Source organism: Mesorhizobium kowhaii (assembly GCF_003253745.1).
GTDB lineage: Bacteria > Pseudomonadota > Alphaproteobacteria > Rhizobiales > Rhizobiaceae > Mesorhizobium > Mesorhizobium kowhaii.
Genome location: NZ_MZXV01000013.1, coordinates 665,020 through 686,543 on the forward strand (window position 1 = coordinate 665,020; position 21,524 = coordinate 686,543).

Below are 21,524 nucleotides of genomic sequence, written 5' to 3' on the forward strand. Positions count from 1 at the left end.
TCTCGAAAACACCACCATATGGCTCGCAGGAGCGAGTTTCGAAACGGTCTCTGAACGCCGCGTGATCTGCAAGGCGATGTTCAGCCGATGCCGCCGGTGACCGCATAGGCGCCGGCGGTGCGGCCATCCTCCAGCCGCACCACCGCTGTCACGATCGAGCCATACGAGCCACGCCAGACGCTGTGGAGCCGCTGATGCTCGGCGGCCGGGACCAGAGCATGTCCGGTGAAGCGGGCGCCGCTTTGCTGCAGGGCGACGGCCTCTCCGTTGACGTGCACTCGGACGCTGGCTGTCACGATTGACTCGACGGGCAGGTCGAGCGTGATGGCGATCTCGTGCTGATCGCCCGAAGGTCGCGTCTCGGCGGCAAGCGTAATGGTGAGCGGCGCCTTACCGTCGAGGGCTTGGCCGGAGCGCCTTGAAAAGACATCGTCGGCCAGTTCAGGCGTGCGCGGTGGGCGGCTGCGGCGTTGAGTGGAGCGCTCGAAGTCGCCGGCCATGCGCAAGAGCCTGTCGTCATCATAGGCCTTGCCAGCGAAGGTGAGGCCAACCGGCATGCCGATGTCGGCCATCGTTCCCATCGGCACGGTGACGGTCGGAATGCCGAAATGGCGCCACACCAGATTGCCGTTGGCGACCCAGGTGCCGTTGCGCCAGGCAAGCGCGGCCGACGCCTCGTTGATGTCGGCGTCGGCAGGCCCGACATCGGCGGCGGCCGGCAGCACCACGGCGTCAATGCACTGTGCGTCCAGCCAGTCCTCGAAATCGATCCGCCGTGTCGCCTCCAGCCCCTTCAGACCGTCCTCAAGCGTCGGAATGTCCACTACGGGCGTGACGCCCGATCTTGCCCGCTCGACATATTCCGAAAGGTCGAAGCCGCCCTCATAGCGGTCGGGCAGCGTGCCCGGCGGTTGCGGAAAGATCTTTGGGCCATCGACCGAGACGAGATCGGGCAGTGCCGGGTCGGAATTGGCGCGCAGGAAATCGTCCCAGCCCCAGATGCAGAGGTCCCAGATTTCGCGGTCGGCGAATTCTTCCGGCACCAGCCCGCGCTCGACCATGCTGCGCGCGCCGGGCCGGTCGTGCTCGTAATTTGAGACGACGGGAAAATCGACCTCCACCACCTCGGCGCCTAGCCGCGTGAGATCCGCCGCCGCCTGATCCCACAGGGCAAGCACCGAGGCGCGGGTCTCGATCGGCTGATTCGCCCCGCTGTCACGGCCGATATACATGCGGGGCACGCCGAGCCGCATGCCCTTTAGCGACCCCGCAAGCGTGAGGTCCGTGTAACGCGATGGCCGCACATCGGAGCTCTTCGGCAGTTCGACCCAGGACTGCGCGCGCCAGAAATCGCCTCGTGTCTCGGGATCGTCGGCGACTATGATTTCGAGCAGTTCGAGCATGTCGAGCACGCTGCGCGTGTGCGGCACCACGACATCCATGGTCGGCACCAGCGGCCAGTTGCCGCGCACCGAAATGACGCCGCGCGACGGCGTGTAGGCGACCAGCGCGTTGTTGCTGGCCGGCGCCCGGCCGGACGACCAGGTCTCCTCGCCGAGCCCGAAGGCGCAGAAGCTGGCTGATGTCGCCGTGCCGGAGCCGTTGGATGAGCCTGACGCGAAGGCGGCGGTCAGATAGTCGGCATTGTAAGGACTTTCGGCGCGGCCGTAGACGCCGCGCTGCATGCCGCCATTGGCCATCGGCGGCATGTTGGTGAGACCGATCAGCACCGCGCCGCCGGCGCGCAGCCGGGCGATGGTGAAGGCGTCCTCATTGGCGACGAGATGCTCGAAGGCCGGCGAGCCGGCGGCCACCGTCAGGCCGGCGACCTTGTAGCTGTCCTTGGCGGTGTAGGGGATGCCGTCGAGCGGTCCGAGCACGGCGCCGTTGCGGCGGCGCTGGTCGGAGGCGGTGGCCTCCTCGAACATGTCAGGATTGAGCACCGGGACGGCGTTGAGGCTGATGCCGTGGCGGTCGAAATGCGCGATGCGCCTGAGATATGCCCCGACCAGTTCGACGCTGGTGACAGTGCCGTCATCGAGCGCGCGGCGCAATTGCTCGATCGTCGCTTCGACTAGATAAAGGCTGGCATCGATCATCGCTGGTTCCAAGGCTGTCGTTGCAATCCCATGGATGAGCGAGGCCGCCGGCTTCGGCAAGAGCCAATCAGCGGCACTTGGCATTCCTGCGGCATCGCGTCAGGCTGGGCTCAAGAAACCGCGCCCGTTTGGGAACCTTTGTCCGGCTGGCGATTTTGGATGTATGGTGTGATTCCGAATGGCCAGGAGGTGTTGCCGATGACCACGAAATGCCTTGCGATCTTGGCTCTCGCTTTCGCAACGGGCAGCAGCCTTTGCGCTTCGGCGTTCGCTGGCGACCGGCATCACCACCACCAGGCCCAGTCCGAACGCTACGTTCCCGCCGATGACGATCTCATCAATTTCCTGTTCGGCGGCCCGCGTTACTATGATCAGCAGCTCTTCACCACGGCGGCCGGAGCGTGCTCCTACCATCGCGTTGGGCCCGACGCGAATGCGTTGAACAAGATCAACGATCACCATTGCGGGAAGTAGAAACTCTACTCTGGCTGATATCTGATGGCGTTTTCTGCGCTTCCGGTGCTCACGGACCCAAATGTCCGCTGCGCTACGGTTCTCGAAACCGCCATCATATGACTCACCAGCGCGAGTTTCGAAACAGGCTCAGCGCTGGCCGCTCTCCTTCATCCGCTTGATGATCTCGGCCATCAGCGCCAGGTCGCGGCGTGAATCGGCGAGGTCGGTCAGCGGCCTGGTGCCTTCGCTGATATGGCGGTGGAAAATCTCCAACTCGTTGGAGAAAGCGTCGCCATAGAGCGGGCCGAAGGTTCTCGTCACCGGGCCGAGCGGGCCGGCGTCGGTCACCTCCAGCCGGGTCGGCAGGCTGCGGATATAGGGTGTGTCGTAGATGATGCGCACCCGCCTAGCGTTGGAGCGCACCTCGATCATGGCGTCGAACAGGCCAAGATCGTCGACCACCGCGTCATACAGACACGCGAAATGGCCGTAGTCGAAGGTGACGCTGGTGTTGGCGCCGCCATTGGTGCGGTGGGCGGCGAGCACGCGCGCCGGCTCGCCAAGCAGCCCGCGCATTGCCGAAATGTGGTGCGAGGACAGCGCGGTCAGCCCGCGATAGGCGCGCACCAGGTCAGCAGGCGCGTCGGCGCCGACGACTTCGCGGATCAGTGCATCGCGTTCCTTGGCGCCACGCGAAAGCAGGGCGGGGTTGATGTCTTGGGGGTATAGGACGTTCTGGCTCTTCTTGAGGAAATGCCGGCCTTCCGAGATCAGGTCGAAGATGCGGACATGGGTGATATCGGCGAAGGCGGGCAGTTCATCCCTGGCCGCCAGGTAGGCCGGGGCGTAGCGGCGCATGTAGCCGACGAAAAGCGTCTTCTCGTAACCTGGCATCAGCGTCAGCAAGTCGTCGATCTCGCGTACTGTCAGACAGGCGGGTTTTTCCAAGAGGATGTGCTTGTTGGCTTCCATCGCAGCGCGCACGAAGCGGCTGTGGGTGTCGTCGGACGACAGCACGAAGACCGCGTCGATGTCGGGTGAAGCGATCAGCGCCTCGGCCGTCTCGAAGGCTTTTGCCGTTGGATATTGCCATGTGCACAGCGTCACCAGGCTCGGCGAAACATCATACACGCCCGCGATCACCCAGCGGTCGCGCTGATCGCTCAGCACCGGCAGATGGATCGACTGCGCGACCTCTCCAAGACCGACAAGCCCGACACGGATCACCGCCACGGCATACTCCTTCTCAACGCGATTGCTTTAAGGTGTGTTGATATTCAGGTGATGCCGGCCTGCGAACGGCAGTTTTCTGCGCTTCCGGTGCTCACGTACTTTAAGTACGCTCCGCTCCGGTTCTCGAAAACCGCCATTCTCGGCTCGGCCTGACCTGAATCCCAACACACCTTGGCCAACTTGTTTGTCTTCACACAGCGCCGGTGACCAGCGCGACGAGTTCGTTGCCTGATGTTTCCGACGCACGCACGGTCGCCACCATCTTTCCCGCCCGCATCACCCAGATCTGGTCGGACAGGCGGCGGACCTGATCTAAATTGTGGCTGACCAGGATGACGCTGACGGACTGCTCGCGCAGGCGCCGGATCAGCGCTTCGACATTGGCCGTCTCCTGCACGCCAAGTGCGGCTGTCGGTTCGTCCATCACCACCAGCTTGGCGCCGGAGCCGACGGCGCGGCAGATCGAGATCGCCTGCCGCTGGCCGCCCGACAGGCGCCGCACCCGCTGGTTGATCGACGGCACATTGATCGACAGCCGCGACAGCATGGAGCGGGCCTCGCGTTTCATCGCCTTGCGGTCGAGGAAGGCGAAAGGGCCGACGCGGCGCACGATCTCGCGGTTGAGGAACAGGTTCTGCGCGACCGTCAGCTCGTCGATCAGCGCCAGGTTCTGGTGCACGGTTTCGATGCCGGCCTTGCGCGCCTCGTCGGGATTGGCGAAGGGCCGCGCCCGGCCGTCGAAGAACAGGTTGCCGGCGTCCGGCTGATGCACGCCGACCAGGCTGCGGATCAGCGTCGACTTGCCGGCACCATTGTCGCCGATGACGGCTGTGACCTCGCCGCGGCGGGCCTGGAAGGCAACGTCGGTGAAGGCGCGGATGCCGCCGAAATGCTTGCTCAGCCCTTCGCAGGCGATGATCGCGTCGGAAGCGGGGATGTGATTGGCAGCACTCATTTCTGATACCGCATGATCAGCGCCGCCAGCACCACGATGGCGCCCACGGCAAGCGGTTGGTAGAAGGCCGACACGTTGAGCAAGGTCAGGCCGTTGACCAGCGCGGTGAGCATCAGCGCGCCGATGGCTGGCCCGAGAATGCTGGCGCGGCCGCCGAACAGGCTGACGCCGCCGAGCACCACCGCCGCCACCGAATTCAGGAGCAGGCTGGTGTTGATCAGCGGCTCGGCCGAGCCGATGCGGGCGACCAGAAGCAGCGACGCGATGCCGGCGCAAAAACCCGAGATCGTGTAGGCGGCGATCTTGACCCGGTTGGTGCGGATGCCGAGCGCTCCGGCGCTTTCGGCCTGGCCGCCGGTTGCCAGCAAATGGACGCCGAAGCGGGTGTGATAGAGCGCGATATGCGCTACAACGACGGCTGATATCGCTACCCAGACGGGATAGCCGAAGGGTCCGAACGAACCGGAGGCGAGCCTGAGCAGGAAGGTCGAGCCGACCATGGTCGGCTCGCCACCCGACAGGATGAGGCCAAGCCCGGTGATGCCCGACAGCGTGCCGAGCGTCACCACGAAATCCGGGATTTTGCCGGCGGTGATGATGAGGCCGTTGAAGAAGCCGACGGCGCTGGTCGCGGCGACAGCGAGCACGCAAGCGATGAAGATGCCGTAGCCGGCGGCGTTGACGAGGCCGAGGATGATGGCGCCCAGCATGACGGCGGCCGCCAGCGACAGGTCGATGCCTGAGGTCGCGATGACGAAGGTCTGGCCGATCGACAGCACGACCAGGATCGCCGCCGCCAGCAGCAGTGCCTGCAGATTGGCGACGCTGAGAAAGACCGGCTGGGCGATGCCGAAGACGATGACGAGGCCGACCAGGCCGACGACGGATGCCCAGTCGGCCCAGAAGGAAGGATCAAGGAGGAGAGCCGACAGGGAGGGGCGGCTCTCCTCCGCCGCGCCCGCCGAATGGGCGGCGGGCGCGTTGTCTGAAGGCGTGCTCACTTCAACATCTCGCGGAAGGGATCGGGATAATCGCCGCCGGGGCGCGGGAAGTTCTTCAAGGACGCTTCCGCATTGTCCTTGTTGATCAGCAGCACAGGTGCTGGCACGTTGGCGGGCAGTTCCTTGCCCTTGGCGGCCACCGCGCAGGCTTCGACGCCCATGGCGCCGACGACATAGGGGTACTGAGCGACGGTGGCGGAGAGTTCGCCGGCGGCGACCGATTTCAGCGCGTCGACGATGCCGTCGAGGCCGATCACCTTGACGTCCTTGCCCGAGGTCTGCACGGCGCGTTCGACGCCGAGCGCCATGATGTCGTTGGCGGCGAAGAAGCCGGCGAGATCCGGATGCGCGGCGAGGATGTCGGTGGCGGCGGTCAGCGCCTTCTCGCGGTCCCAGTCGGCGCTCACCATCACCACCACATCGAGCTTGCCTTCGACGGCCTGCTTGAAGCCCTTGATGCGGGCGTTGCTGCCGACATCGCCGACGATGCCGGCGATCAGCGCGACCTTGGAGCCTTTCGGCGCCAGCTTCAGCATCTCCTCGCCGGCCAGCGCGCCGGCAGCGACATTGTCGGTGCCGATATAGGTCGAGACGGCAAAGCCGGCGGCCTTGGCCTGCTCGGCGTCGATGGTGCTGTCGATGTTGACGATCGGCTTCTTCTTCTGGGCGACCGGCACCAGCGCCTGGACGAGATTGGAGACGCTGATCGGGTTGACCAGATAGCAATCGAAGTCCTGCATGGCCATGGCGGTCAGGCGGTCGGCCTGGCCGGTGGCGTCACCCATGTTGGCGGCGGCCTGGACGCTGACATTGACGCCGTTGGCCTTGCCCTGCTCTTCGATGCCCTTCTGCATGGTCTGGAAGAACGGATTGTCGAGGCCTTTGACGATGGCGGCGACTTTGGCCGCGTCCTCGGCGTGGACGGGCGCCGAGATGATGGTTGCAAGCATGCCGGCGCCAAGCAGATTTGTGCTGAGTTTCAGGCAATTGAACATGCGCATGTCTTTCCTCCTCCTGATTGTTTGACGATCTGCATCAGGTTCGTTGTTCGGCGAACGAAATGGCCGACAGGACGCAAGCGACCCCGACGCTTGGCGTGACAAGCTGCCGACAAGCCGATGCCGGCGGCAGGACTTGCTGCTTACGGCCCCGGTTCGGGCGCTTTTTCGTGTCAGGCATTGCTCCTCCCAGAGCGCTGGCCGATGCCTTGCCAGCGTTTCCGCATGTTTTATAAAAAATTGACACGCGTCAAGATTTAAAATGGTGCGCAGTGATTTTGCCTGTGCTGCGCTGCGGCATGACTGGCTTGTGGAATGACAGAAGCCACGACGTGCGCTACAACCACGACGCGAAAAAGATGCCCTACTGAGGGAACCTTGAGCACAGCAGTGGGCGCTGCGTCAAAAAATCATACCGTAAGGGAAACCACGCCCTGTCGTCGAAAGCGCCGGTGAGGCATGGGGGAGGCTGCATTGGGAGGTGACACGATGTCTGATCAGGACGACCTGATCCGCACGGCCATCGGGCGGTTGCTCGCCGAGAAGACAGGCGCCGCCGTCATATCGATGAGAGAGAGCATCACGGAGCTTTTGACGCTGACCGGTGCCGCGCTGGAAAGCCTACAGGACCTGCTGCTGGAGATGGCCGAAGTCCGCGGCATGGTGGTCGCTCTCGATCTTTAGAGCAATTCCAGGAAAAGTGTGAAACGGTTTTCCGTCCGGAATTGCGTCGAAACAAAGCTCTAGGATCGCGGCCGACCGGCCGGTCTCGGCCGGTCGTGCCATGCAAATCAACCAGGCGCGCCGCCAAGGATGAAATCGGCGCAGCGGTCGGCGATCATGATCACCGGTGCGTTGGTGTTGCCGCTTGTCAGGCGTGGCATGATCGAGGCGTCGCAAATGCGCAGGCGCGGCACACCGCGGGCGGCGGTCGGCTGCCTCGGTTAAGGGATAAATCTCCCCCACTCCTCAAAAATAATAGCGATCTCTCCTCTGACGCGCGAGCCGCGCGGCAGGGGCTGACTCTTTTCCCGAACCTCAAACGTCATAGCTTCAGTCAAGCATTGGAGCAGGATCAATGAGCCTCAGGGATAAAACTGTCGTGGTCACCGGTGGAAGCCGCGGGCTTGGCCTCGGATTGGTCGAGGCGCTGGTCGAACATGGCGCCAGGGTGACGGTCGTCGCCCGCGGTGCCGAAGCGCTGCAGGCGGTCAGCGTCCGGCTAGGGGTCGCCACGATCGCCGCTGACGTCACGGACGAGGACGCTGCTCATCGCATCCTTGGCGAAATCCACCCGGATATACTGGTGCTGAACGCCGGTGCGACGCCGCGGATGGGCCGGTTGGATCAGCTGAAGTGGGAGGATTTCTCCATAGCCTGGGAAACCGACGTCAAAGCCGGGCTTTATTGGTTGCAGGCGGCGCTCAACCTGCCGCTCAAACCGGGCAGCCGCGTGCTGGTGGGATCAAGCGGCGCGGCCGTTACCGGATCGCAGATGTCTGGCGGCTATGGCGGCTCCAAACGCATGCTTTGGTTCATGGCCAAATACGCCAATGGCGTCTCGCAGGAAAAGAACCTCGGAATCCGCTTCCAGGCCATCGTGCCGCGGCAGATGATCCTCGGCACCGGAACCGGGGATGCTGCGGCCAACGCCTATGCGGGCTCCATGGGCATCACGCCGGAACAATTCGTCGCCCGCTTCGGTGCACCGATGCCGCCCCGGGCGTTTGGCGATAGGGTGGTTTCCGTGCTGGAAGATCCGCAATATGCCGAGGGCGTCGTCTTCGGCCTCAACGGCGATGCCGGAGTCACCGTCATGGAGGGCGCGACGCCTTGAGCGATAGAGGGCCTGCCGTGGATCGCGACCGCCAGGAAGGGCTCCTTGCCCTTGCTGTCGCGTTGCGGCCCGAGCTGCACCGCTATTGCTCGCGCCTGATGGGATCGGTCATCGACGGCGAGGACGTCGTGCAGGACACCTTTGCCCGAGCCTTCATTGCCCTGGACGAGCTGTGCGAGGTGCCGCAACTGCGACCCTGGCTGTTCCGGATCGCCCACAACCGTGCGCTGGACCTGCTGCGCAGTCGCGCGGTCCGTGCTGCCGAGCCTATCGAGGCGGCCCTCGAAATTGTCGACGACGCCGAAGCCGACCCCGTGGAGATGCTGATGCGCAGGCAAGCCGTCCAAACCGCGGTGTCGCGCTTTGCGGAACTGCCGATCCTCCAGCGCAGCGTCATCATCCTGAAGGATGTGCTCGACGAGCCGCTGGCCGAGATCGCCAGCCTGCTGGATATCACGGTCGATGCCGTGAAGGGGCATCTGGCGCGCGGCCGCGCCCGGCTTCGGGAGATCAACGCCCACGCCACCCCGCTGCCCGATGCGCGCATCGCGTCCGCTGCCGTGGTCCGCTATGTCACCCTGTTCAACAAGCGTGACTGGGACGGCCTGCGCGCGCTGCTTGCCGACGATGTGAAGCTCCATCAGTCCCTGCACTCGCCGCGCTCGGGTGCCGCGGATGTCGGCATGTTCTTCACAATCTATGCCAAGAGCGATGGCGTATGGGTCACGACCGCCTGGCTCGAGGGCCGCGAGGTGATCGCGGTGTTCGAACAGCGGAGCGACCCGAAGCCCGGCTATTTCATGTGGCTGGAGTGGCGGGAGGGGCGGATCAGCTTCATTCGCGACTATCGCTATGTCCGCTATGTCGCCGACGACGCGGAACTGTCGCTGGTGGAGGACGCTGGCTCTTCCGGTCGCAGTACGGGGCACTGATTTCGGGTGTTCCATCGAGCAGGCGGCGTTCGGCAAGCAGTTCGTCAGCCGCCTCGGTAACGCAGAACCTCCACCAGCAGCGTCAGAGCCGGCGACGTGTGACGGCGGCTGGGATAGTACAGGTGATAACCGGGGAAGTACGGGCACCAGTCCTCCAGGACCCGGACCAACCGGCCGTCCCCGACGTAGGGGAGGGCCTCGTCTTCCGGCATGTAGGCAACACCCAGGCCGTCCAGCGCCGAATTCAGGCGCATGCCGAGAGTGTTGAAGACCAGTTGGCCGTCGCCCCGCACTTTCATCTCGCGGCCATCTTTCTCGAGGCCCCACGGAAACAGTCCGCCGTGGGTTGGCAGCCGCATGTTTATGCACTTGTGGGCGGTGAGGTCCTGTGGGGTTCGAGGGACCGGAAACAGCTTGAAGTAAGCCGGTGAGCCGACCACGGCCATGCGAATGTCCGGCCCGATACGGACCGCCACCATGTCCTTCGCCACCTGCTCGCCCATCCGCACGCCGGCGTCGAAACCCTCAGCGACAATATCGGTCAGGCCGTAGTCGATGATGATCTCAACCTGAATGTCCGGGAAGTCCGGCAAGAAGCGCTTCAGCGCGGGCTGCAGCACCGACGTCGCCGGGTGTTCGCCAGCGGTGATGCGGACGGTTCCAGCCGGCTTTTCGCGAAGCTCGTTCAAGGTGGCCAGTTCGGCCTCGATCTCCTCGAAACGGGGAGCCACGGTATGCATGAGCCGTTCGCCGGCCTCGGTCGGCGCTACGCTGCGCGTGGTCCGGGTCAGGAGCCGCAGCCCGATACGCTCCTCTAGGTTGCGGATGGTCTGACTGAGCGCCGAGGGCGAAACGCCCAACTTCGCTGCGGCACGCGTGAAGCTTCGCTCCTGGGCAACAGTCGCGAATGCGGCAAGATCGTTGAAATTCTGCATGGCCTATTTGTTAGCCCTTCTAACAAGATCATATCAATTATAGCTGGTTATCACTCAGTCGGCCCAGCCCTATTTTGCGGGAGATGTCCCACAGCCCCCAGCCTCTCCAGCCTTGACCACCCCGCAAAGGATCTGACCATGCATAACATTGAAAGCACCGGCCGCTCGGTAGACCGCGATATCAACCGGCGTTCGTTGCTCAGCGCAACGGGCCTGGTTGCGGCCGCGACCCTGGCAGGTGGAACGACGTTTTCAGCCGCGGCTCAGCAGGCAGCCCCAGCACTCTCTGGCCCAAGCGTGGAGGGCCGGCGAAAGCTGGGCTCGCTGGAGGTCTCCAGCATCGGCCTTGGCGTCCAGAATATGAGCCGGACCTATCAGACAATCGTTCCTGCACGGCCGCAGATGATCGACATCATCCGCACGGCCTTCGATCGGGGTGTCACCTTCTTCGACGCAGCCGAGGCTTACGGCCCCCACGAGGTGGAGCGTATCCTCGGCGAAGGCATCGCGCCGTTCCGCGACCGGGTGGTGATTACATCGAAGTTCGGCTGGAATATCGATCTTGAAACGGGCCAACGGCGCCCGGGGCTCAATAGTCGTCCGGACCACATCAAGCTGGCCGTTGAGGGCATGCTCAAGCGTCTGCGCACCGATCGCATTGACCTCCTCTATCAGCACCGGGTCGATCCGCAGGTGCCGATCGAAGACGTCGCCGGCGCGGTCAACGAACTGATGGCGCAAGGCAAGGTCCTGCATTGGGGCCTGTCGGAGATGGGACTCAAGACACTTCGCCGTGCTCACGCGGCGCTGCCCATTACGGCCGTCCAGAGCGAGTATTCGATGCTCTGGCGCGGGCCTGAACGCGAGGTCATTGCGCTTTGCCAGGAACTCGGCATTGGCTTCGTGCCGTGGAGTCCGCTCGGCGTGGGTTTCCTGACCGGTGCCATCGACGCAAATACGCGGTTCGCCGATGGTGACATTCGCAAGATCGAGGGCCGCTTCTCACCGGAGAATCTGGTGCACAACCTGGCGCTCGTAAAGCTGGTTGAGAGCTGGGCCGAACGGAAGGAAGCCGCGCCGGGACAGATCGCTCTGGCCTGGCTGATGGCGCGGAAGCCCTGGATCGTGCCTATCCCCGGGACGACGCAGATGGCGCACCTGCTCGACAACATCGGTGCGACTTCCGTCCGGTTCACGCCCACGGAACTTGCGGAACTTGATGCCTCGGCGGCGTCGATCCAAATCCAGGGAGCACGCCTGCCTGAGGCTGTCCTGGCATATTCGGGTGTCGAAGCGCCGGAGAAGAGCTGAGCCCGAGCTGGCAACAAATCAAAAGGAAGACCGTTATGAAAACCAGAAAACTGGGAGACCTGGAGGTTTCCGCCCTCGGCCTGGGCTGCATGAGCATGAGCTCCGCCTACGGGCCGCCCGCCGACAGGGCCGCCCACGATCGCGGTGTGACCCTATTCGACACGGCGGAAGCCTATGGGCCCTTTACAAATGAGGAACTCGTCGGCGAGGCTCTCGAGCCCATTCGCGACCAGGTGGTCATCGCCACGAAATTCGGCTTCGACATCGACCTTGAGACCGGCGCACGCACCGGCGGCACAAACAGCCGGCCTGAACACATCAAGCGCGTGGCCGAAGCCGCTCTCAAGCGCCTTAGAACGGACCGTATCGACATTTTCTACCAGCATCGGGTCGACGCGAACGTGCCGATCGAGGATGTGGCTGGTGCCATCAAGGACCTGATCGCGGAAGGCAAGGTCAAACACTGGGGGCTTTCCGAGGCGGGTGTACAGACCATTCGCCGCGCCCACGCGGTACAGAGAGTCTCGGCCGTGCAGAGCGAGTATTCGTTGTTTTACCGCGGCGCTGAAGCCGAGGCTCTGCCGCTCTGCGAAGAGCTCGGGATCGGCTTCGTACCTTTCAGCCCGCTGGGGGCGGGCTTCCTGACCGGCAAAATCGATGAAACCACGAAGTTTGACCCTACCGACTTCCGCAATGCCGTGCCGCGCTTCTCGCCAGAATCGCGCAAGGCGAACATGGCGCTGGTCGATGTCGTCAAATCGGTTGCGCAGCGCAAGGGAGCTACCCCGGCCCAGATCGCGCTCGCCTGGCTGCTGGCCCAAAAGCCGTGGATCGTGCCTATACCCGGCACCACGAAACTGCACCGTCTCGAGGAGAACCTCGGTGCGGTGGACGTTGCGCTCACCTCGCAAGATCTTCATGAGTTGGCCGAGGCTCTGGCGAAGATCGAGGTTCAGGGCGATCGCCTCCCTGAAGGGGCGCTCAAGATGACTGGGCTCTGATTGAGGCCTGAAGCGCGACCGATGCTGAAAAGCCGCCGCTGGGCGACGCCGATGAAGATGCTTCATCGACGGCGCCTGCGGCGCTTGCTTGGCCTCTGCGCTTATTTGACCTGGATCAGCAGGCCGAGCGGGGCGTGCGGGCCGACATGCATCAGCTCATAATTGGCGAAGGCGCCGGCGGGTCAGCGGCAACGCCTCGACCGCCGCCTTGGCCTCTTCGACCGTTTCGACTGCGCACGCTTTTGCGCCAGCGCCCTCGGACGCGGTGTGCGCGACCTTCGCGCGGATTTGCGCTGAGGGGGCGGCAAGGGCGGGGCTAACGCGGCTCAATCAGCGTCCGCGCTGCGTCTTTCCCCGCCGCGAGGATGCGATCCGACAATTCCGTTCCTTCCACCGCGCGAGCCAGTTGCATCGCGCCGATGAGCGTTGCGAAGACACCCAGCGCCACGCCTTCCGGGTCCTTGGCCTGCGGAAGTGCTTCAGCCAACTGGCGCACCAAAGTCAGCAAGTGGTCGGTATAGACTTCGCGGGTTTCAGGTGGCTGACGTGCGAGTTCCGGCAGCAGCGCGGCGGACGCGCAGCCCTTTTCCGGATTGTCCCGGTGCTCGGCTGACAGATACGCCTCTATTCCCATCTCCGGGCCACCGGAGGCCAGTGCTTCGGCCAGTTGCTGCGACTGAAGCTCCATGGCCGCCGCCACGCTTTCGCGGACGAGCTCCGCCTTGGATTGAAAGTGCGGATAGAAGGCGCCGTTCGTAAGCCCGGCGTCGCTCATGATGGTTGCCAGTCCGGACGCAGCGATGCCGTCGCTGCGAAAACGGTCGGCGGCGACTTCCATGATCCGGCCGCGTGATGCGTCCTTTCGGCCCTTCTCGTAGCGCATAGCCGCACTTCCTTTCTGCTATTGCATTATGATCATAATTTGATATTATGAGTGTAATTCAACTGGGGCGAGAAGGCTAGCCCTCATGAGTTTGGAGCACGAAATGAATATGAAATCCGGAAAAACCGCTGTCGTGACTGGAGCCTCCTCGGGCATCGGCCGCGCCAGCGCCGAGGCCCTGGCGCGGGCGGGGTTCACTGTCTTCGGAACGAGCCGCCGCAAGGCCGGCAACGAGCCGGACGGGGTGACCATGCTGGCTTGCGACGTGACCGACGGCGAGGCCGTCGCGGCACTCGTTTCGACGGTGCTGTCGCGGACCGGCCGGATCGACCTCTTGGTCAACAATGCCGGCGTCGGCCTACTTGGCGGCGCCGAGGAATCCTCGGTCGCACAGGTGCAGGCCTTGTTCGACGTCAATCTGTTCGGTGTCATTCGCATGACCAATGCGGTGTTGCCGTCGATGCGGCGGCGCGGCGAAGGGCGCATCATCAATATCGGCTCGATTCTGGGATTGGTACCCGCGCCATACTCAGCGCATTACTCTGCGGTCAAGCACGCGCTCGAGGGCTATTCGGAATCGCTCGATCACGAGGTTCGCGCCTTCAATATTCGCGTCTCGGTCATCGAGCCGGCATTCGTGCGTACCGTCTTCGACCAGAACGGCATCGAGCCGGATTCGCTGTTGAAGGAATACGATCGGGCTCGGGCCGGGCTCAAGGCGCTGCTGAGCGAGGTGATGCCGACAGCCGATCGGCCGGAGGTGGTGGCGAAGGTGGTCGTCAAGGCGGCGACCGATGCCCGTCCGCGACGGCGCTACACCGCTGGCAAGGCCGCGCGGCAGGTCAGCCTCCTGCGCCGCTTTGCCCCCGCGGAGATGTTCGACAAGAGCTTGCGCAAGCAGTTCCGTCTGCCGGTCTGAACATCAGCGAACCAAGAGATTTCACACATATGCGATACATCAAAATCACTTTCAGAAAGTCACCAGCATGAAGGCATTCGTTGTCGACAAGTATAACAAGAAGGGTATCCTGCGGCTTGCCGAGATGCCGGAGCCGGCGCTCCAGGACAATGATGTCCTGGTCGAGATCCATGCCGCTGGAGTGAACCTCCTCGATTCCAAGATCAGGACCGGAGAGTTCAAGCTCATCCTGCCCTATCGCCGGCCCTTCATCCTCGGCCACGACGTGGCCGGGACGGTTGTCCGCGTGGGATCGAAAGTCCGCAAATTCAAACCCGGCGACGATGTCTATGCGCGGCCGCGCGATGGCCGGATCGGGACGTTCGCCGAGTTCATCGCCATGGATGAAGCCGACGTGGCCTTGAAGCCTGAGAACCTCAGCATGGAAGAGGCGGCCTCGATCCCCCTGGTCGGTCTGACCGCCTGGCAGACACTCATCGAAAGGGCAGGTTTGAAGAAGGGGCAGAAGGTCTTCATCCAGGCTGGCTCCGGCGGCGTGGGGACATTCGCCATCCAACTGGCAAAGCACCTCGGCGCGACCGTGGCCACAACCGCTGGTGCAGCGAGTGCCGATCTGGTCAAGGGTCTCGGCGCCGATGTCGTCGTCGACTACAGGAAGGACGACTTCGAGAAAGTCCTGTCGGGCTACGACGTCGTCTTGAACAGCCAGGACGGCAAAACGCTTGAAAAATCCCTGAACGTGCTGAAACCGGGTGGGAAGCTCATCTCCATCTCCGGCCCACCGGATCCCGAATTTGCCAGGGAAAAGGGCCTGAACCTGGTGCTGAGGCTGATACTGCGCCTGCTGAGTCGTGCCATTCGGGCCAAAGCCAAGCGCCGTGGCGTGAAGTTTTCGTTCCTTTTCATGGGAGCACAGGGCGATCAGCTGAGCAAGATCACGTCCCTCATCGAATCCGGAGCGATCCGCCCGGTTGTCGATCGGGTCTTTCCCTTCGAAGCGACCAATGAGGCTCTGGCTTACGTCGAAAGCGGACGTGCCAAGGGCAAGGTCGTCATCAAGGTCAGATAGCTTCCATGCCGGGCCGGTGCTCGGCCAACGCCTGGGACGCGGCGTTCGCGACCTTTGCGCGGATTTGCGCTGAGGGGACAAGAACGAGCGGAGAGCTTGCCTTGGCGTCGACGTTAATCGACGGCCGGTCCTCCGGCCGCCGCGTCCACCGCTGCAGCTATTTGTTTCTACGCAATTCCGGACGGAAAGCCGCTGCCCACTTTTCCTGGAATTGCTTTATTGATTGATCTCGGGCTCGACGAGCCTTGCCAGGTTTCTGAGCGACTCCTGCCAGCCGAGATAGCAGGCTTCGACCGGGATGACGTCCGGAATGCCGGCCTGGGTGATGTCAACCTCGGTGCCGATCGACACCTTTTTCAAGATCACCGTCACCTGGATTTCGCCGGTCAGGTTGGGATCGTCGAACCTGTCGGTGTAGCGCAGGCGCTCGGCCGGAACGAGTTCGAGATACTCGCCGCCGAAGGAATGGCCGTCGCCGGTCGTGAAATTGCGGAAAGACATCTTGAACGAGCCGCCGACCTTTGCCTCGAGATGATGAACCGTGCAGGTGAAGCCGTTCGGCGGAAGCCACTTCGCCAGCGCGTCCGCTTCAACGAAGGCGCGATAGACTTTCTCCGGGCTGGTCGTCAGGACGCGATGCAAGCGTACGGTGCCGGGCATATCCTATATCCTTTCATGATGCCTATTCGATGCCCCAAGGACGAACGGGGCTTGGCCAGTCCGACACAGGCTATCAGATTTTTGAGGGCCCGGCCGCAAGCCTGCCCGACTGGCGCAGGCCTTGGCGTGCGCCAGTTCAGGTTGATTGGGACTCGATTTTGCGGCGCCTGGCCTAATCGCTGCAAATGAGGAACCGGATAGCCATTATGAGGAGACTGTTTATAACGGTCGCTGAGATCGCGATGACCAAGGGGAGACGATGCGCTACATACGTCCGCTTTCAATCGAAGATGCCGTTGGCCAGCTGGCCGGGTCGGCCGGTACGGCCGCCATTCTCGCCGGGGGCAGTGACCTGCTGGTGAGGATGAAGGGCGGCTTTGTCGAACCCGACCTGATCGTCGACATCAAGGCGATCGAGGGCTTGAGCGAGATCAGGGAAACGGCCGACGGCTTCAGCATCGGTGCCGCGGTCCCCTGCGCCGTCCTGGGAGAGAGCGCTGCCCTGAAGAAGGCATGGCCCGGCGTCGTCGAAGCCGCCAAGCTGATCGGCTCGAAGCAGGTGCAGGGGCGCTGCACAATCACCGGCAATCTCTGCAACGCCTCGCCGGCTGCCGACAGCGTGCCGGCGCTGGTCGCGGCCGGCGCCAGGGCATCGGTCGTCGGGCCGGCGGGCAGGCGCACGATTCCCGTGGAGAGCGTACCGACCGGGCCGGGCAAGACGTCCTTGGCCAAAGGCGAGATCATCGAGGCGATCCTGCTCGACAAGCGCCCGCCGCGCTCGGGCGATGCGTATCTGCGTTTCATTCCACGTACCGAGATGGATATCGCGGTGGTCAGCGCCGGCGTGAATTTGACGCTCGATGAGAGCGGTGTCGTCATAGCGGCCCGCGTGGCTATCGGCGCCGCGGCGCCGACGGTGCTTCTGGTTGAGGAAGCCGCGCAGGTTCTCATCGGCTCCAAGCTTGACGAAGCCGCGCTTGAGAGGCTCGCCAAGGTCTGCTCGGGGGCTTGCCGTCCCATCGACGACAAGCGGGGCACCGTCGAGTTCAGAAGGAAGGTTGCGGGTGTGCTGGCCAAGCGGGCCGCCACTTCAGCCTATGCGCGTGCAGGAGGCAAATGATGGCTGGTGTAGCAGTCTCAACCACAATCAATGGCGACCACGTCGAGTACCTTTGCCAGCCGGACGAGACGCTGCTCGATGTCCTGCGCGATCGCCTGGGGCTGACGGGCGCCAAGGAAGGCTGCGGCACCGGCGACTGCGGCGCCTGCAGCATCATCCTCGACGACCGGCTGGTGTGCTCGTGCCTGGTGCTCGGCGCGGAAGCTGAAGGCCGGCGCGTCGAGACCATCGAGGGCATGGCGCATGGCGACAAATTGCATCCGCTGCAGCAGAAATTCCTCGAGCATGCGGCGCTGCAATGCGGCATCTGCACGCCCGGCTTCCTGATTGCGGCCAAGGACCTTTTGGCCAAGAACCCCGACCCGACCGAGGAGGAAATCCGCTTCGGCCTCGCCGGCAACCTCTGCCGCTGCACCGGCTACGACAAGATCGTGCGTGCCGTCCAGGACGCCGCCAGCGTGATGAAGGGAGCCTGAGATGAATTTCGATCCGCGTTTTTCGGGGCGTAAATTCACATCCGTCGGCACGCGCCCGATCCGTCCCGACGGCGTCGACAAGGTCACGGGCCGCGCCCGCTACGGCGCCGACTTCAACATGGCCGGCCAACTGGTCGGGCGTGTTCTGCGCAGCCCGCATGCGCACGCAAAAATCAGGAAGATCGACACCTCGAAGGCGGAGAAGCTCCCCGGCGTCAAGGCGGTGATCACCGCTGCCGACCTGCCGGACCTCACCGATGGCGATGCCGCCATGTACGACGTCCTCGACAATTGCATGGCGCGCGGCAAGGCGCTCTATGACGGCCATGCGGTGGCCGCGGTCGCAGCCGTCGACGCCCGCACGGCGAGGCAGGCGCTGAAGCTGATCGAGGTCGACTACGAGTTGTTGCCGCATGTCACCGATGTCGACGAGGCGATGAAGCACTCCGCGCCTCTCATCAACGACGCCATCTTCACCGAAGGGCTTGAGGAAAAGCCGGTAAAACCCTCCAACGTCACCAAGCGCAGCCAGTTTGGCCATGGCGATGTCCATCAGGGTTTCGGGCACGCCGATTTCATCGTCGAGCGCTCCTTCAAGACCGAGCAGACGCACCAGGGCTATATCGAGCCGCATGCCTGCGTGGCGAGCGTCAGCTCCGACGGCACCGCAGACCTCTGGGTCTGCACGCAGGGGCATTTCGTCTACCGCCAGCACTGCGCGCAGCTGCTTGGCATGGAAGCCTCGAAGCTGCGCGTCACCTCCTCGGAGATCGGCGGCGGCTTCGGTGGCAAGACCCATGTCTGGGCCGAGCCGGTGGCGCTGGCGCTGTCGCGCAAGGCCGGACGGCCGGTGAAGCTGGTGATGACCCGCGACGAGGTGTTCCGCGCCTCGGGCCCGACCAGCGCCACCTCGGTCGACGTGAGGATCGGCGCCCGCAAGGACGGCACCATCACCGCCGCCGAAGCGACGCTGCGCTATAGCTGCGGCCCGTATGCCGGCTCCTGGGCCGAGATCGGCGCCATGACGGCGTTCGCCTGCTACAGGCTCGATAACGTCAAGACGGTCGGCTACGAAGTGCTGGTCAACCGGCCGAAGACCGCGGCCTATCGCGCGCCGTCAGCGCCGATGGCGGCGTTCGCGGTGGAAAGTGCCGTCGATGAGCTCGCCAAGGAGGTCGGCATGGATCCGGTCGAGTTCCGTATCAGGAACGCCGCGCAGGAAGGCACCAGATCGTCCTACGGCCCGGTCTATGGCCCGATCGGCATCGGCCCGACGCTGGAAGCTGCGAAGAGCCATCCGCACATGAAGGCGCCGCTGGGCAAGAACCAGGGCCGTGGCATGGCTTGCGGCTTCTGGTTCAACTTCGGCGGCCAGACTTGCACCGACCTCAACATCGGCATGGACGGTTCGGTCTCGCTTGCCGTCGGCACCGTCGATGTGGGTGGTTCCCGCGCGTCGCTGTCGCTGGTGGCGGCGGAGGAACTCGGCATCGCCTATGAGCAGGTCAAGGCGATCGTCGCCGACACCTCCAGCCTCGGCTACAACGACATGACGGACGGCAGCCGCGGCACATTCTCGTCCTCCATGGCGACGATCTCGGCCGCCCGCAACGCGATCAAGATCCTGCGGGAACGCGCAGCGCAGATGTGGGACATTTCCGTAGACGACGTGGTCTGGGAAAACGGCCACGCGATTGCCAAAGGCGAGAAGCACGGCAATCTTGGGCGGCTGTCTCTTAAGGAGATCGCGGTCGCGTCGGGGAAGACCGGCGGACCGATCGCCGGCCACAGCGAGCTTGTCGCCGATGGCGCGGGCGTCTCCTTCGCCACCCATATCTGCGATATCGAGGTCGATCCCGAGACCGGCGCCACGCGGGTGCTGCGCTACACAGTCGTGCAAGATGCCGGCAAGGCGGTGCACCCGACCTATGTGGAGGGGCAGTACCAGGGGGGTGCCGCGCAAGGCATCGGCTGGGCGCTCAACGAGGAGTATATCTACGGCAAGGACGGGCGGCTTCAGAACCCCGGCTTCCTCGACTATCGCATCCCGGTGTGCTCGGACCTGCCGATGATCGACACGCAGATCCTCGAGATACCCAACCCCAACCACCCCTATGGGGTGCGCGGCGTCGGCGAGACATCGATCGTGCCGCCGCTGGCGGCGATCGCCAATGCCGTGTCGAACGCCGCGGGCGTGCGGATGACACATATTCCGATGTCGCCGCCACGCATCCTGGCGGCGATCGAGGCGAAACGGGCAGGCTGATGGTCGAAGTGACGCTCTGGGGATCGCTTGGCGCGGCCGCCGGAGGCAAGAACAAGGTCGAGATCGAGGCCAAGGACATAAGGGAGCTGTTCAGGAAGCTGGCTGAACAGTATCCCGGCCTCGAGCCCTTGATCGACCGCGGCATCGCCGTCGCCATCGACGGGACGATCTATCGCGACACCTGGTCGAAGGAATTGCCGGAAGGGTCGGAGATTTTCCTGCTGCCGAGGTTGGCGGGGGGATAGTGGGACAAGCGTCTCGCTGCCATCGCTTAGCACCAAGGTCTCGAACGTCTCGGCATGAGCCGGAGGTTGACGGTCTGCTTTGGTACTGACTTGTCAGAAAGCAGCCGTTACGCTGCCGACCTCAACCTCACCGTAGCCACCGCTCCAACCTGTCGAACGAGTGGAAGTCTGCGCTACTCTTGGTCCTGTCGTTCGGACACATCCGCTTTCACGTCACTGCGATGACGGATAAACCTCTCGAAGGTGGGGTGGGCGAGGCTCAGACTTCCCTAGTCTCGAAGAGCAAAAGCTCCACTCCGCCGTTAGGCCCGACACCACCAGACCATCACCGGCTCCTATTGGGCGCCCGGGGATGAAACACCACCATCTCGACGAAGCGGCTGGACAGGATTGACAGGCTCCGGGTTTACGTCGGTGCTTTTCGTCGAGCGCTTATAGAAAAGCCCTAATATCAGCAGGAAATATCCAACCTGCAATACAATCAGCGTGAGGACAGCCCAAGCGAGTGCCGTCCGGATGGAACCGGTTTCTATGCCAGCCCAGATCGCCATGATGAGCGACGTCCCGAACATGCCCACCAGAAATTGGGGAAAATACATAGTTGCAGCACCCAAAGTTTTGGCGATTTTGGGGGGCTTTCGAATTAGCGGTTAAAGAGCCCGCCGCTCCATTTGCGAAGCGGCGGGGCCCCCCAAAGTTTACCCCCCGACTGCCGGGGTCGTCGACCCCGGCATTGCTGAGAGTGCAATTGCGGTGCCAGACATATTGGCCCATTACGGGACACCTATGCCAATGGCGCAAGACCGGATTTCCAAATAATATTAACTGTGGCTAATGTATCGCACTTGGCCGGAAGCGACCAAAGTGGAGAGGTTTCTGGCAGGCCACAAGTCGGCTGCTAAGGAGGCCGCCGGACGAGCAAGAAAATCAATTAGATTGCCCGCTCGGCTTGGTACGCGAGCCAGTGCTCAAAGACGTGTCCCGTGCCTTCGCCACGCATCGTTGCAGGATTTCTGGGACGAAGATTAGCGCACCGATTGTCGCGGCGGCGTAAGGATTCCAAGAAACTCTGCGAGTGATGCTGGATCGACAGGGCGTTTCCTTTGGGTCGAGATGTTCCTGGTCCGA

At 63.5% G+C, this 21,524-nt stretch carries 21 protein-coding genes and 1 pseudogene; 12 read left to right on the forward strand and 10 right to left on the reverse strand.

What is annotated here, in order from left to right; all coding sequences use genetic code 11:
- Positions 1–80 precede the first annotated feature (80 nt).
- Positions 81–2,099 (reverse strand): amidase, encoded by a 2,019-nt coding sequence (locus tag B5V02_RS05605; RefSeq protein WP_111543761.1) that lies wholly within the window; start codon positions 2,097–2,099, stop codon positions 81–83.
- 198 nt (positions 2,100–2,297) lie between these two features.
- Here B5V02_RS05605 and B5V02_RS05610 point away from each other — a divergent pair, with 198 nt between their 5' ends.
- Positions 2,298–2,573: a hypothetical protein gene (locus B5V02_RS05610; protein ID WP_111543762.1), complete on the forward strand. Its 276-nt coding sequence runs from the start codon at positions 2,298–2,300 to the stop codon at positions 2,571–2,573.
- 129 nt (positions 2,574–2,702) lie between these two features.
- Here the strand turns inward: B5V02_RS05610 and B5V02_RS05615 are convergent, their stop codons facing one another.
- The 4 genes from B5V02_RS05615 to B5V02_RS05630 all read right to left on the reverse strand — a co-directional run bounded on the left by B5V02_RS05615 (position 2,703) and on the right by B5V02_RS05630 (position 6,745).
- Complete coding sequence (locus tag B5V02_RS05615; RefSeq protein WP_111543189.1) at positions 2,703–3,788, reverse strand: Gfo/Idh/MocA family protein; 1,086 nt, start codon at positions 3,786–3,788, stop codon at positions 2,703–2,705.
- A 190-nt stretch (positions 3,789–3,978) separates the two neighbouring features.
- Complete coding sequence (locus B5V02_RS05620) at positions 3,979–4,743, reverse strand: ATP-binding cassette domain-containing protein (protein WP_111543190.1); 765 nt, start codon at positions 4,741–4,743, stop codon at positions 3,979–3,981.
- Entirely contained in the window at positions 4,740–5,744 is a 1,005-nt protein-coding gene (locus B5V02_RS05625) for an ABC transporter permease (protein ID WP_111543191.1), read from the reverse strand. Before B5V02_RS05625 ends, B5V02_RS05620 begins: the two co-directional genes overlap by 4 nt.
- Entirely contained in the window at positions 5,741–6,745 is a 1,005-nt protein-coding gene (locus tag B5V02_RS05630) for a sugar ABC transporter substrate-binding protein (protein ID WP_111543192.1), read from the reverse strand. Before B5V02_RS05630 ends, B5V02_RS05625 begins: the two co-directional genes overlap by 4 nt.
- 486 nt (positions 6,746–7,231) lie before the next feature.
- On the opposite strand from B5V02_RS05630, the gene B5V02_RS05635 reads away from it, so the two are divergent.
- Positions 7,232–7,426 carry a hypothetical protein gene (locus B5V02_RS05635; RefSeq protein WP_111543193.1) on the forward strand — a complete coding sequence of 65 codons (195 nt, stop codon included), beginning with the start codon at positions 7,232–7,234 and terminating at the stop codon, positions 7,424–7,426.
- 107 nt (positions 7,427–7,533) lie between these two features.
- Here B5V02_RS05635 and B5V02_RS05640 read toward each other — a convergent pair.
- Positions 7,534–7,665, reverse strand: a pseudogene (locus tag B5V02_RS05640) (GMC oxidoreductase); the annotation flags it as partial.
- 155 nt (positions 7,666–7,820) lie between these two features.
- Between B5V02_RS05640 and B5V02_RS05645 the strand changes: the two are divergent.
- Positions 7,821–8,579, forward strand: a complete 759-nt coding sequence (locus B5V02_RS05645) for an SDR family oxidoreductase (protein ID WP_111543194.1) — start codon at positions 7,821–7,823, stop codon at positions 8,577–8,579.
- Positions 8,576–9,511, forward strand: coding sequence for a sigma-70 family RNA polymerase sigma factor (locus B5V02_RS05650; RefSeq protein ID WP_111543195.1), 936 nt, complete (start codon positions 8,576–8,578; stop codon positions 9,509–9,511). Before B5V02_RS05645 ends, B5V02_RS05650 begins: the two co-directional genes overlap by 4 nt.
- Positions 9,512–9,555: 44 nt before the next feature.
- Here the strand turns inward: B5V02_RS05650 and B5V02_RS05655 are convergent, their stop codons facing one another.
- Positions 9,556–10,446, reverse strand: coding sequence for a LysR family transcriptional regulator (locus B5V02_RS05655; protein ID WP_111543196.1), 891 nt, complete (start codon positions 10,444–10,446; stop codon positions 9,556–9,558).
- 138 nt (positions 10,447–10,584) lie between these two features.
- Here B5V02_RS05655 and B5V02_RS05660 point away from each other — a divergent pair, with 138 nt between their 5' ends.
- Both B5V02_RS05660 and B5V02_RS05665 read left to right on the forward strand, forming a co-directional pair.
- A complete protein-coding gene (locus tag B5V02_RS05660; RefSeq protein ID WP_111543197.1) occupies positions 10,585–11,757 on the forward strand; it encodes an aldo/keto reductase in 1,173 nt (390 codons plus the stop codon).
- Between the two features lie 35 nt (positions 11,758–11,792).
- On the forward strand, positions 11,793–12,758 hold the full coding sequence (locus tag B5V02_RS05665; protein ID WP_111543198.1) for an aldo/keto reductase: 966 nt from the start codon (positions 11,793–11,795) through the stop codon (positions 12,756–12,758).
- A 316-nt stretch (positions 12,759–13,074) separates the two neighbouring features.
- Here B5V02_RS05665 and B5V02_RS05670 read toward each other — a convergent pair whose 3' ends face one another.
- A complete protein-coding gene (locus B5V02_RS05670) occupies positions 13,075–13,641 on the reverse strand; it encodes a TetR/AcrR family transcriptional regulator (RefSeq protein ID WP_111543199.1) in 567 nt (188 codons plus the stop codon).
- Positions 13,642–13,744: 103 nt separating this feature from the next.
- Here B5V02_RS05670 and B5V02_RS05675 point away from each other — a divergent pair, with 103 nt between their 5' ends.
- Together B5V02_RS05675 and B5V02_RS05680 are read left to right on the forward strand one after the other, a co-directional pair.
- Positions 13,745–14,560, forward strand: a complete 816-nt coding sequence (locus B5V02_RS05675; RefSeq protein ID WP_111543763.1) for an oxidoreductase — start codon at positions 13,745–13,747, stop codon at positions 14,558–14,560.
- Between the two features lie 67 nt (positions 14,561–14,627).
- Complete coding sequence (locus tag B5V02_RS05680) at positions 14,628–15,629, forward strand: NADP-dependent oxidoreductase (RefSeq protein ID WP_111543200.1); 1,002 nt, start codon at positions 14,628–14,630, stop codon at positions 15,627–15,629.
- Positions 15,630–15,845: 216 nt separating this feature from the next.
- Here B5V02_RS05680 and B5V02_RS05685 read toward each other — a convergent pair whose 3' ends face one another.
- Positions 15,846–16,289: an SRPBCC family protein gene (locus B5V02_RS05685; RefSeq protein ID WP_111543201.1), complete on the reverse strand. Its 444-nt coding sequence runs from the start codon at positions 16,287–16,289 to the stop codon at positions 15,846–15,848.
- A gap of 259 nt (positions 16,290–16,548) precedes the next feature.
- On the opposite strand from B5V02_RS05685, the gene B5V02_RS05690 reads away from it, so the two are divergent.
- From B5V02_RS05690 to B5V02_RS05705, 4 genes are read left to right on the forward strand one after another with little or no spacing between them, the layout of a single operon-like run.
- Positions 16,549–17,409, forward strand: a complete 861-nt coding sequence (locus tag B5V02_RS05690; protein ID WP_111543202.1) for an FAD binding domain-containing protein — start codon at positions 16,549–16,551, stop codon at positions 17,407–17,409.
- A complete protein-coding gene (locus B5V02_RS05695; protein ID WP_111543203.1) occupies positions 17,409–17,885 on the forward strand; it encodes a (2Fe-2S)-binding protein in 477 nt (158 codons plus the stop codon). The genes B5V02_RS05690 and B5V02_RS05695 overlap by 1 nt, the downstream gene beginning before the upstream one ends.
- A gap of 1 nt (position 17,886) precedes the next feature.
- Positions 17,887–20,151, forward strand: a complete 2,265-nt coding sequence (locus B5V02_RS05700; RefSeq protein WP_111543204.1) for a xanthine dehydrogenase family protein molybdopterin-binding subunit — start codon at positions 17,887–17,889, stop codon at positions 20,149–20,151.
- The gene (locus tag B5V02_RS05705) at positions 20,151–20,396 is read left to right on the forward strand and encodes a MoaD/ThiS family protein (protein ID WP_111543205.1); all 246 of its coding nucleotides are present in this window, start codon (positions 20,151–20,153) and stop codon (positions 20,394–20,396) included. The genes B5V02_RS05700 and B5V02_RS05705 overlap by 1 nt, the downstream gene beginning before the upstream one ends.
- Positions 20,397–20,731: 335 nt before the next feature.
- Here the strand turns inward: B5V02_RS05705 and B5V02_RS05710 are convergent, their stop codons facing one another.
- Positions 20,732–20,995: a hypothetical protein gene (locus B5V02_RS05710; RefSeq protein WP_111543206.1), complete on the reverse strand. Its 264-nt coding sequence runs from the start codon at positions 20,993–20,995 to the stop codon at positions 20,732–20,734.
- Positions 20,996–21,524 lie beyond the last annotated feature (529 nt).

Bases quoted from the DNA above. Each gene is read 5' to 3' on its own strand.
- B5V02_RS05605 (WP_111543761.1), bottom strand. From the start codon at position 2,099: ATGATCGATGCCAGCCTTTATCTAGTCGAAGCGACGATCGAGCAATTG.
- B5V02_RS05610 (WP_111543762.1), top strand. From the start codon at position 2,298: ATGACCACGAAATGCCTTGCGATCTTGGCTCTCGCTTTCGCAACGGGC.
- B5V02_RS05620 (WP_111543190.1), bottom strand. From the start codon at position 4,743: ATGAGTGCTGCCAATCACATCCCCGCTTCCGACGCGATCATCGCCTGC.
- B5V02_RS05630 (WP_111543192.1), bottom strand. From the start codon at position 6,745: ATGCGCATGTTCAATTGCCTGAAACTCAGCACAAATCTGCTTGGCGCC.
- B5V02_RS05635 (WP_111543193.1), top strand. From the start codon at position 7,232: ATGTCTGATCAGGACGACCTGATCCGCACGGCCATCGGGCGGTTGCTC.
- B5V02_RS05645 (WP_111543194.1), top strand. From the start codon at position 7,821: ATGAGCCTCAGGGATAAAACTGTCGTGGTCACCGGTGGAAGCCGCGGG.
- B5V02_RS05655 (WP_111543196.1), bottom strand. From the start codon at position 10,446: ATGCAGAATTTCAACGATCTTGCCGCATTCGCGACTGTTGCCCAGGAG.
- B5V02_RS05660 (WP_111543197.1), top strand. From the start codon at position 10,585: ATGCATAACATTGAAAGCACCGGCCGCTCGGTAGACCGCGATATCAAC.
- B5V02_RS05665 (WP_111543198.1), top strand. From the start codon at position 11,793: ATGAAAACCAGAAAACTGGGAGACCTGGAGGTTTCCGCCCTCGGCCTG.
- B5V02_RS05670 (WP_111543199.1), bottom strand. From the start codon at position 13,641: ATGCGCTACGAGAAGGGCCGAAAGGACGCATCACGCGGCCGGATCATG.
- B5V02_RS05675 (WP_111543763.1), top strand. From the start codon at position 13,745: ATGAATATGAAATCCGGAAAAACCGCTGTCGTGACTGGAGCCTCCTCG.
- B5V02_RS05680 (WP_111543200.1), top strand. From the start codon at position 14,628: ATGAAGGCATTCGTTGTCGACAAGTATAACAAGAAGGGTATCCTGCGG.
- B5V02_RS05685 (WP_111543201.1), bottom strand. From the start codon at position 16,289: ATGCCCGGCACCGTACGCTTGCATCGCGTCCTGACGACCAGCCCGGAG.
- B5V02_RS05690 (WP_111543202.1), top strand. From the start codon at position 16,549: ATGCGCTACATACGTCCGCTTTCAATCGAAGATGCCGTTGGCCAGCTG.
- B5V02_RS05695 (WP_111543203.1), top strand. From the start codon at position 17,409: ATGGCTGGTGTAGCAGTCTCAACCACAATCAATGGCGACCACGTCGAG.
- B5V02_RS05700 (WP_111543204.1), top strand. From the start codon at position 17,887: ATGAATTTCGATCCGCGTTTTTCGGGGCGTAAATTCACATCCGTCGGC.
- B5V02_RS05705 (WP_111543205.1), top strand. From the start codon at position 20,151: ATGGTCGAAGTGACGCTCTGGGGATCGCTTGGCGCGGCCGCCGGAGGC.
- B5V02_RS05710 (WP_111543206.1), bottom strand. From the start codon at position 20,995: ATGTATTTTCCCCAATTTCTGGTGGGCATGTTCGGGACGTCGCTCATC.